Origin of the sequence: Algoriphagus sp. 4150 (assembly GCF_031457395.1) — a bacterium.
Lineage (GTDB): Bacteria > Bacteroidota > Bacteroidia > Cytophagales > Cyclobacteriaceae > Algoriphagus.
Genome location: NZ_JAVDWS010000047.1, coordinates 1 through 9,526, shown reverse-complemented (window position 1 = coordinate 9,526; position 9,526 = coordinate 1). Strand labels below are relative to the sequence as shown.

10 protein-coding genes are annotated in these 9,526 nt (G+C 42.3%); 7 read left to right on the top strand and 3 right to left on the bottom strand.

The features are described from left to right. Nucleotides 1-192 precede the first annotated feature (192 nt). Nucleotides 193-591: an EVE domain-containing protein gene (locus tag J2X69_RS24365; RefSeq protein ID WP_310109380.1), complete on the bottom strand. Its 399-nt coding sequence runs from the start codon at nt 589-591 to the stop codon at nt 193-195. Between the two features lie 273 nt (nt 592-864). Here J2X69_RS24365 and J2X69_RS24360 point away from each other — a divergent pair, with 273 nt between their 5' ends. The 7 genes from J2X69_RS24360 to J2X69_RS24330 all read left to right on the top strand — a co-directional run bounded on the left by J2X69_RS24360 (nt 865) and on the right by J2X69_RS24330 (nt 7,896). Beyond that, nucleotides 865-2,529, top strand: coding sequence for a helix-hairpin-helix domain-containing protein (locus J2X69_RS24360; RefSeq protein WP_310109382.1), 1,665 nt, complete (start codon nt 865-867; stop codon nt 2,527-2,529). 57 nt (nt 2,530-2,586) lie between these two features. Next, nucleotides 2,587-2,874 (top strand): hypothetical protein, encoded by a 288-nt coding sequence (locus J2X69_RS24355; RefSeq protein ID WP_310109377.1) that lies wholly within the window; start codon nt 2,587-2,589, stop codon nt 2,872-2,874. A gap of 5 nt (nt 2,875-2,879) precedes the next feature. Then, a complete protein-coding gene (locus J2X69_RS24350) occupies nt 2,880-3,545 on the top strand; it encodes a YiiX/YebB-like N1pC/P60 family cysteine hydrolase (protein ID WP_310109374.1) in 666 nt (221 codons plus the stop codon). 83 nt (nt 3,546-3,628) lie between these two features. Beyond that, the gene (locus tag J2X69_RS24345; RefSeq protein ID WP_310109371.1) at nt 3,629-4,114 is read left to right on the top strand and encodes a hypothetical protein; all 486 of its coding nucleotides are present in this window, start codon (nt 3,629-3,631) and stop codon (nt 4,112-4,114) included. Nucleotides 4,115-4,273: 159 nt separating this feature from the next. Continuing rightward, nucleotides 4,274-4,435, top strand: coding sequence for a hypothetical protein (locus J2X69_RS24340; protein WP_310109368.1), 162 nt, complete (start codon nt 4,274-4,276; stop codon nt 4,433-4,435). A gap of 214 nt (nt 4,436-4,649) precedes the next feature. Beyond that, the gene (locus tag J2X69_RS24335) at nt 4,650-7,325 is read left to right on the top strand and encodes an MGH1-like glycoside hydrolase domain-containing protein (RefSeq protein ID WP_310109365.1); all 2,676 of its coding nucleotides are present in this window, start codon (nt 4,650-4,652) and stop codon (nt 7,323-7,325) included. Next, nucleotides 7,297-7,896, top strand: coding sequence for a ribonuclease HII (locus tag J2X69_RS24330; RefSeq protein ID WP_310109362.1), 600 nt, complete (start codon nt 7,297-7,299; stop codon nt 7,894-7,896). Before J2X69_RS24335 ends, J2X69_RS24330 begins: the two co-directional genes overlap by 29 nt. Before the next feature lie 132 nt (nt 7,897-8,028). Here the strand turns inward: J2X69_RS24330 and J2X69_RS24325 are convergent, their stop codons facing one another. Continuing rightward, complete coding sequence (locus J2X69_RS24325) at nt 8,029-8,757, bottom strand: DUF502 domain-containing protein (RefSeq protein WP_310109359.1); 729 nt, start codon at nt 8,755-8,757, stop codon at nt 8,029-8,031. Between the two features lie 207 nt (nt 8,758-8,964). Further along, nucleotides 8,965-9,129 (bottom strand): DUF1328 family protein, encoded by a 165-nt coding sequence (locus J2X69_RS24320; RefSeq protein ID WP_310109356.1) that lies wholly within the window; start codon nt 9,127-9,129, stop codon nt 8,965-8,967. Nucleotides 9,130-9,526 lie beyond the last annotated feature (397 nt).

Genomic DNA, 9,526 nt, shown 5'->3' with positions numbered 1-9,526 from the left:
CGGGATTTATAATCATGCCCCTGTGTGTCGCGCTCCCGTCATGGATATTTCATCTGTTTATATTTTGTTTTAAGAGGTCAGATAGCCTGTCCCGAACTTGATTCGGGAGAATCTCGCCAGGCGAATAATCATCCCTCTGTGTGTTCCCGTAGGTACGGGATCATGCCTGCCTGGCGGTAGGCGGGCTCGATTTCATGTGCTCATTTTAAGAAGTAAATCAAATTCATCTTTGGCTACAGGCAGCACCGACAATCTGGATTGCTTCAGCATAGGCAGATCGGACAAGCCATCCTCTGCTTTGATAGCTGTCAAGGGAATACTTTTTGCCAAAGGACTTTTCACTTTCAGTTTCACTGCCGTCCAAGCTTCATCCGTCGGGTCAGGAAACTGCTCCTGACTCACTTCAGCTATACCTACTATAGCTTTTTCTTTTCCACTGTGATAAAAAAACACCAGGTCGCCCAATTGCATTTCCCGAAGAAAATTCCGTGCTTGATAATTCCTCACACCATCCCATACATCCTCCTTTTTCGCAACGAAGTCATCCCAAGAATACGATTCCGGCTCAGACTTGACCATCCAATAGTTCATATTTTTGCTGATTGAAAGTTTAAAAGCAATTGATTCACTTAAGGTAAAAATATTCTCTCAATTCAATGGCACCCATCATGAGAATGAATTCTACTCCTTTCCAGTGCTTTGCAAAGAGAAGCCTGCAGAAAATCAATTTTCAATTTTAAGTTAAGCTATAGCCTCTTAAATTGAAACATTATTTCAAGACATTTGTCTAAATACATTCACGCAACCCCGGAAATTTTGGATCACAAGACACTTCTGAAAAAAATAAAGCTCAGCATTCAGCTGATGGAACTACACGATGAAAACCCGTTTAAAATCCGCAGCTATCAAAGTGCGTTGATTTCCTTAGAACGTGGTGACGAGGACATCATGGTTCTAAGTGAGGACGAACTTGTCAAGATTCAGGGAGTTGGAAAAAGTATAGTGGAAGCAATCCGGCAGCTAAAAGAAACTGATACATTTCCCCTACTGGAAGAATTGCTGAATAAAACTCCCGAGGGAATTCTGGAAGTACTTCAGATCAAAGGCTTGGGGCCAAAGAAGGTGAAAACATTATGGGAAGAACTGGGCATCACCTCCACCCATGAACTGATGGAAGCCTGTCAATCCGGGAAAGTGGCTAAAATCAAAGGTTTCGGAGAAAAAACCCAGACCACCATCATCCAAAATCTTGAATTCACAGCCTCCAACTCCGGCAAATGGCTCTATGCCGATATAGCCAAAATGATTGGGCAATTGGAAGAAACCTTTACGATAATGGCTCGGGGAGCAGAATTGGCGGTAGTGGGAGATTTTGCCCGGCAGCTGGAAATCATCACCGAGGCCGAATTTCTGATTGCATCAGAAGAGCTGGCAACTGTAAAAGCCAATCTCAAAGCCATGGAATCCATTGAGTGGATTCTACTGGAATCGGGCCCCAGAACACTGAGAGGAAAATTAAAGGAAATAGACCTGAGGGTCAGTATTCACTTCTGTTCCAAAGAGGATTTTCTCTGGAAAAAGCTTTCACTTAGTGCCGCTCCGCTTCACTTAGATTCTCTGGTGGATGGGCAAGAAAGCATTGCCCAAAAGCTTCAAAAGAAGAATTACTCCAGTGAAGCCGAGTTTTTCAGCATCAACGGCCTCCAATATATCCCTACTGAAATGCGTGAGGGTTTTGGGGAAATTGAGCTGGCCAAAGAGAATAAAATCCCCGAATTACTTACAGACAAAGACCTTAAGGGTATTCTACATAACCATTCGACTTATAGTGACGGTAAACACAGCCTGAGGCAAATGGCTGAATATTGCAGAGACCTGGGCTATGAATATCTGGGAATCTCAGATCATAGCAAAACGGCTTTTTATGCGGGAGGATTGGAAGTGGAAAAAATCCTAAAACAGCATCAGGAAATCGATGAACTGAATAAGGAAATGGCACCATTCCGAATTTTCAAAGGAATAGAAAGTGATATACTTTCCGATGGAAAACTGGACTATGAAAACAATGTCTTGGCAAGTTTCGACTTTATCGTTTCCTCTGTCCACTCCATCCTGAACATGGATATTAATCGGGCTACAAGTAGACTGATCACAGCTATTGAGAATCCTTACACCACTATTTTGGGTCATCCTACAGGAAGATTGCTTCTTCGTCGTCAAGGCTACCCTATTGACCACAAAGCAATAATTGATGCCTGCGCTGCAAACAATGTCGTGATAGAGATCAATGCAAATCCCTGGAGACTTGATCTGGATTGGAGGTGGGTACGATATGCCATGGATCAGGGAGTAAAGCTTTCTATCAATCCCGATGCGCATGAAATGGACGGTTATGCCGACATGAAATATGGCGTACTCGTAGGCAGAAAAGGGGGACTTACCAAGGAGATGACGCTCAATGCGATGAGCGTGGATGAAATAGCAAATTATTTCGGCTCAAGGTTGGAAAAAGTAAAAGCCAAAATTTAGGCAGGGCTAGAAGAATGAAGTCTTGTATCTTGCGCGTAACTATTAGAATCAGATAAAATGAAATGGACTGACCATTCAGAAAAGACACTACTTCAACGTTCCTTTTTATTCGGGATCACCGGCATTGTGCTAAGCACGCTTGCTCTTTTGAATAGCTACTTCCATGTGCTAGATGCTCCGATGGGGCCTCTAAACGGTGTTGGGTTGGCTCTACAGTTAATAGGGTTAAGCTTGGCAGTTTTGGTGATTCGTAGGCGAAAACTATCCCCCGAGATCAAGGAAAGAGCCCAAAAGATGATTTTGGTTCTGGGAGTAGGATTTCTGTTTTTTATCCTTTCTATCTAGTCCATATGAAAGCAAGACCAATCCTACTTGCGTCTTTTTTGGCTTATTTCCTGCTTTTTCAGGTAGCTTGTCAGCCCAAGGCTGATTTCGCTTGGCAGCAGGGGGATATTCTCTTCCAAGATGGAGATTGCGGCGATTTCTGTGATGCTATCCGTGCAGTGACTTCGGGATATGAAGGGAGAGATTTTTCCCACAATGGCTTTCTGATGCAGGAAAATAACGAATGGTATGTATTGGAAGCTATTTCCAAGGGCGTAACAAAGACTCCTCTGGATAGTTTTCTCAGCCGTCACCTAGACGAAAACCAAAAGCCTAAAGTAGCGGTGGGTAGACTCAAACCCGAGCTCCGGCATCTTCTGCCTACGGCGCTGCTGGAAGCAGAAAAACTACTTGGCAAACCGTATGATTCGGGTTTTGATCTATCCAATGATTCTTATTACTGTTCGGAGCTCATTCATTTATCACTTCAAGAGGCAAACCATGGAAATCCCGTATTCGAAATCCAGCCCATGACATTTAAAGATCCGAATTCAAAGGAGTTCTTTTCGGTCTGGGAAGTATATTTCGAGAAATTGGGAATGGAAATCCCTGAAGGCAAGCCCGGGCTAAATCCGGGAGGAATGTCGCTGGATCCGGCGTTAGAGATGATTTATGCCTTTCAGAATAAGTGATAGACAGTTTATGAAATCAGAACAATTTCCTCTAGCTTGTTTTATTCCTAGTGTCTCTTTTTACATTTAGACCAAAACACATCATGTACAATAACACTCTGATTATCCTACTAGTAAGTGTGGTCTCATTGGGCCAATTGAAGGCACAGGAAATATCCAAGGCTTCCCAACAGGAATTTAAAATTGTCACTGTGGTAGAGTCTATCGTTCCGATGGGATTAGGCAGATCTAGGATTATTGATTCTAAAACCCAAGTAGACGCGGCTCAATTTGCCACTGAAAGAACAGATGGCACAAAAAGTAACCAAAAAGAAATCAGCCGCAAGGACATTAAAATCGATGAGCTGGAAGAAACCAAGTTGCTGAATTTCTTTTCTGCTACAGGGATCAACTTTCAAAACATCGCGTCAAACGATGCCATGATTGCATCGAAGATCAACAGTATGATCAGTGAGGGTTGGAACCTTACTTACGTCACCTCCGGCGTAGAAAGCAATGCGGGAGCAGACGACGGTCAGGGGATTTTCATTACCCGTCTCTTCTTTTCCCGTAATCAATTGCTAGAGTAGAAGAAATAATTACTTATTATATGTATATCCGCTTTTCTACCAGCAAGGAAGCAAAAGCGACATAAGCTTTGATAAACTTTAGCGATGAAGGCTACCTCGGTCATCCGCCATCGCCTGTCCGACGTGGCGGAGTCTTCCAGCCAATAAAGCAAGGAAAATATGGCTACTGGCATCATTGCGGATAATCATATTACTTATTATTTAGCCGCTGAAATCCGGAAATTGTACCCTACTGATATCAACACAGGATTTGAAAAGGTCTGCTTCCTGATTCAGGATTTCAGTCTTGGCCATATCAATGAAATACTCAGACTACCTTAGATAAATCTTCGTTCAGATTAGGCTGTGTGGCCCGTGGTCAAACTAGGCTTTCGGGAAAAACACCTTGATTTCCAGAATCACCAACAATTGAACGGAATGGATGTTTAATTGACAAATCACAAAAAAAACCGCAGAATCTCTAAACGGATCTCGGTTTTTCGAGCTATAATAAATAGAAATTGATAATTTCGAATATCGCCCTTTAGAGAATTACATGTCAGCTGAAAATATACGATTACAAGAAGATAGAAATCACATCAAGCATTGGAAGAAATGGGGGCCTTACCTCACTGATAGACAATGGGGAACGGTAAGAGAGGATTATAGCCCTGATGGCTCGGCTTGGGAAAATGTAACCCATGACGATGCGAGGAGCAAAGCTTATCGGTGGGGTGAGGAGGGTATTGGTGGAATTTCGGATTATAAACAGAAGTTTTGTCTGGCCTGGGCTTTTTGGAACGGAAAGGATCCCTTCATAAAAGAACGTTTCTATGGCTTGACGGGAAATCAGGGAAACCATGGGGAGGACGTAAAGGAAATCTATTACTATTTAGACTCCACACCTACGCATAGCTATATGAAGATGCTCTATAAGTATCCTCAGGCAGAGTTTCCTTATCAGGACCTTTTGGAAGAGAATAGCAAGCGAAGCAAAATAGACCCTGAATATGAACTGATCGATACAGGGATTTTTGACGAGGACAAATACTTTGACATCTTTATCGAATACGCCAAGCAGGACGTGGAGGACATCATTGCGGTCGCAACGATTCACAACCGCGGTCCGGAGGAGGCTAAAATCTGGGTAATGCCCACTTTGTGGTTCCGCAAAACATGGTTTACCGGGCACGAGCCATTTATGCCCAAGCTCTCCAAAACGGGCGCAAATACCATCAAAGCTTTCAATCCAAAATCAGGCAATTATTCCATCACTTTTGACGGGAATCCCGATCTGAAATTTTGCGACAACGAAACCAATAGGGAAAGAATATATGACATCGGCAATGAGAAAAAATACCTCAAAGATGCGATCAATGACTTTGTTGTTCAAGGAGACTCCAAGCACCTAAACCCTGCCGGCAAAGGCACAAAAGCGGCTGCTATCTATGAGCTTACGATTCCGGCAGGTGAAAGCAGACAGGTAAAACTCCGAATGCAACATCAGGTAGAAGAAAATACGCTTGGGCTATGTGATTCCTGTCTGGAGCAGCGAAAAAAGGAAGCAGATGAATTCTATGCGGCAATTCAAGAAAGGGTAACCGATGATGACTTGGTAAATATCCAGCGTCAGGCTTATGCGGGCATGATGTGGTCCAAGCAATTTTACTACTACGATGTAGAGCGATGGTTGGAAGGCGATCCGGGTCGATACAAACCTCCCGTAGAAAGAAAGGAAGGAAGAAATAGCAATTGGCTGCACTTGCAAAATTATGACATCATCTCCATGCCTGATAAGTGGGAATATCCCTGGTATGCGGCATGGGATTTGGCATTTCATGCTATTCCAATCGCAAGAATAGATTCTGAATTTGCCAAGAATCAGCTCCTTGTCTTGCTAAATGAATGGTACATGCATCCCAATGGTCAGATTCCTGCTTACGAGTGGAATTTCTCAGACGTGAACCCTCCTGTTCATGCTTATGCTGTCCAGCGAATTTATCAGATTGACAAAAAAAACAACAACGGTGTAGGAGATCATGAATTTCTGGAAAGGGCGCTTCATAAGTTGATGATAAACTTTACCTGGTGGGTAAATCAAAAAGACAGTGATGGCAAGAACATCTTCGAAGGAGGATTCTTGGGATTGGATAATATTTCTGTATTTGACAGAAGCCACGCCCAGAAATACCACGGAAAATTAGAACAGGCAGATGCCACCTCATGGATGGCTATGTTTTCTCTGAATCTTCTGAGAATTTCACTGGATTTATGCGAGTTTAATAAAGTATATCAATTCACGGCCACTAAGTTTCTGGAGCACTTCCTATACATAGCCGGTGCTATGAGTAATATCTCCGAAGAGCATATTTCTCTCTGGGATGATGAGGATAATTTCTTCTACGATGTTTTTCACATCCCCGGCAAAGAGCCCAGTAAAATGAAAGTCCGCTCTATTGTAGGATTGATTCCGCTTTTTGCAGTGGAACCAATCCGGGAAGATCTTTTTGACAATCTTCCGGAATTTAAGAAGCGGTTGGATTTTTTCCTTCGCGAAAAGCCCAAATTGGCAGCATTAGTATCCAGCTGGATCCAGCCGGGCTATGATAAGCGTAGATTGTTTTCACTTTTGAGAGGACACCGAATGAAAAGTGTGCTGCAGAAGATGTTGGATTCTGACGAATTCCTAAGCGACTACGGAATCAGGTCACTCTCAAAATACCATGAGAAAAATCCTTATTTCATGAAAATAGAAGAGGAAACGCTTTCTGTGAAATATACCCCCGGAGAATCTGATACTGTGATGTTTGGAGGAAATTCCAACTGGAGAGGACCTATTTGGTTTCCTATCAATTTCCTAATCATCGAATCACTGAAGAAATTTGACTTCTATTATGGAGGAGATTTCTCCATAGAGTATCCTACAGGTTCAGGCAAATACATGACTATGGACATTATAGCCAAAGAACTGTCCCTCCGCTGCATGCGGATATTCATGAAAGATGAAAACGGCAACAGGCCTGTATATGGAGCCAGCAACAAGAAATTCCAGGAAGATCCTCACTTTAAGGATTACATTCTCTTCTATGAATATTTTCATGGAGATAGCGGCGCGGGCTTAGGGGCATCTCATCAGACAGGTTGGACAGGTCTGGTGGCAGAGATGATTCACAAATTTTACAAAATCAGAGAAGATCAGGACCATGATTCTAAAACCCTTTTTAGAAGCTAACCGAATAGAAGCTGGCTGTGATGAAGTAGGGAGAGGTTGTCTGGCAGGACCAGTAGTCGCTGCAGCGGTGATTTTACCTGCTGACTATGCCAATCCCTGGATCAATGACTCCAAGAAGCTGGGCAAAAAACAGCGGGAAGATCTGATCGAAGAGATCAAAAACAAAGCTCTAGCCTGGCAAATCGCTGAAGCAAGTGTGGTGGAAATTGACACGATTAATATTCTGAATGCCTCCTTTCTTGCAATGACCCGTGCGGTTCAGGGTCTGGGAATTCTACCCGAACACTTACTCATCGATGGTAATCGATGGAAGTCCCACTTAGCCATCCCCTATACCTGTGTAATCAAGGGGGATGGAAAATACACCAGCATCGCAGCTGCTTCGATTTTGGCAAAAGTTTACCGTGACAATTTCATGGAGAAGTTGGCAGAGGAGTTTCCCCATTATGCATGGGAGCGCAATGCGGGCTACCCCACCAAAGCTCACAGATCAGGAATCGAAGAATACGGTGACTGCATCTGGCATAGAAAGAGCTTTCGGTTACTGAAAGAACAGCTTGAAATATTTTGAGTTATGATTAAACTCCTGCTTCATGCTTAGGCAAGGCCAATCCTACTAAGGGAAAAACAACTCTTCCAAAGTACTCAAATCCAGTTCCCACCAGAATTGCCATTTATATATAAAGGAAAACAAGAGAAAGACCTAGTCTGAATGGGGAGGCGGCGTTCCATCCAAATCCTTATCCATTAATTGATTTTTCTTGATTTCCTGAATACTGCCCTTAGTAAGGATTTCAGAGATATCCATTCCTGCCAGAATATTCGCCGTCCCTGTTCCCATTCCCATAACTGTCCGCATGGCATCTTGTGTGCTTACATTCAAAAAAGTAATAAGCTCTTTCGGTACATGGTAAATATTACCATTGGTAGGATTGGGAGCTGTAGGAACAAATATAGTATAGAGATTTTCGTCTATTTGATCAGTGATAAATCCAGTCATCATAGTTCCTGATCTAAAGGGATCCAACAAGACAACTTCCGAAAAAGGAAGTTTCTTCAAGCCTACAAACTGATAAACAGTCTGGTGAATCAAATTGTAAAGAGGAATTTTAGTGAGATATTTTCTTTCAAAGCTTTTGAAATACACCTTCCCTACTTTATTACGAACTAGTAAGCCTATAAGGAATATGAAAGCACAAAATATGGCAAGTGAAAGTAAATTGATCAACCAATGAGGCTCATTGGTCCCCGGATTCAAAGCGGAACTAAGGGGAGCTACAATTCCAAAAATAAAATTGAAGACAATCGAAAGAAGAATTAAAATAATGGTAAGTGGAAGTAAAATCAGAAATCCCTGAAGTAAGCTGTCTAAAATAATTCCATGTTTAGACTTATTCTCTCTTACCGACGGAACAATGGGTTCGCTATTCATGGGATGTAGGGGTTTTTCTGAATGTCTAGTTTTTAACCACGGTGAACCCAGAGGATAACGCGGAGAATGCAGTTTAGAAATAATTTCCCTGTAAAGTCCCAAACCCCAAATTCATAGTGGTTTTTTTTTTCGGAAAGTCGCACCAATCCTATGAAATAGAATGGCGCGACTAAACTGATTGTTGACCGTTTTTCTCTATCCGCTAAATCAAGCTCTTTTGAAGAGATGCATTACCAGCGAGATTACCAGCAAAACCAAGAAGATGTAGAAGATGATCTGGGCGATAGAAGCTGCGCCGGCAGCTATTCCTCCAAATCCTAACACTGCAGCAATAAGTGCAATTACTAAGAAAATTAATATCCAGCGTAACATAGTTGTAAATGGTTGATGGTTCGAGAACAAATGCTACAAAACCATACCAAACACCCGTACGGTGCCTATTTCCCATTTTAAGCTCGATTCTTGTGGTTTTAAAGAATTACCTTGGGGAATGCAAGCCCCAAAGTCAGTAAGATAACTAAGCCCAATCCCATCATCATTCTTGAAAATATAGCATTGGGTTTATGAAAAAAAGAGACTGTCACAACTCATAATTGTCCCTAAATCCCTTTCCGTCATTATTCTTTATGTGTATCCGCATGTATCCACGTACTAGAATTATATCTTGTGCTAGCCTTGACTCGTCCTAAAAATAGTTTACAGGTTATCGTTTAAATCCAGGTACTGATTGACTGTTTCTGCTAGTCCTTTTATTGGTTTACAAGTGTAC

Coding starts and splice junctions, on each gene's coding strand:
- J2X69_RS24335 (WP_310109365.1), top strand. CDS start 4,650: ATGTCAGCTGAAAATATACGATTACAAGAAGATAGAAATCACATCAAG.
- J2X69_RS24330 (WP_310109362.1), top strand. CDS start 7,297: ATGATTCTAAAACCCTTTTTAGAAGCTAACCGAATAGAAGCTGGCTGT.
- J2X69_RS24340 (WP_310109368.1), top strand. CDS start 4,274: ATGGCTACTGGCATCATTGCGGATAATCATATTACTTATTATTTAGCC.
- J2X69_RS24320 (WP_310109356.1), bottom strand. CDS start 9,129: ATGTTACGCTGGATATTAATTTTCTTAGTAATTGCACTTATTGCTGCA.
- J2X69_RS24355 (WP_310109377.1), top strand. CDS start 2,587: ATGAAATGGACTGACCATTCAGAAAAGACACTACTTCAACGTTCCTTT.
- J2X69_RS24360 (WP_310109382.1), top strand. CDS start 865: ATGGAACTACACGATGAAAACCCGTTTAAAATCCGCAGCTATCAAAGT.
- J2X69_RS24365 (WP_310109380.1), bottom strand. CDS start 591: ATGAACTATTGGATGGTCAAGTCTGAGCCGGAATCGTATTCTTGGGAT.
- J2X69_RS24345 (WP_310109371.1), top strand. CDS start 3,629: ATGTACAATAACACTCTGATTATCCTACTAGTAAGTGTGGTCTCATTG.
- J2X69_RS24350 (WP_310109374.1), top strand. CDS start 2,880: ATGAAAGCAAGACCAATCCTACTTGCGTCTTTTTTGGCTTATTTCCTG.
- J2X69_RS24325 (WP_310109359.1), bottom strand. CDS start 8,757: ATGAATAGCGAACCCATTGTTCCGTCGGTAAGAGAGAATAAGTCTAAA.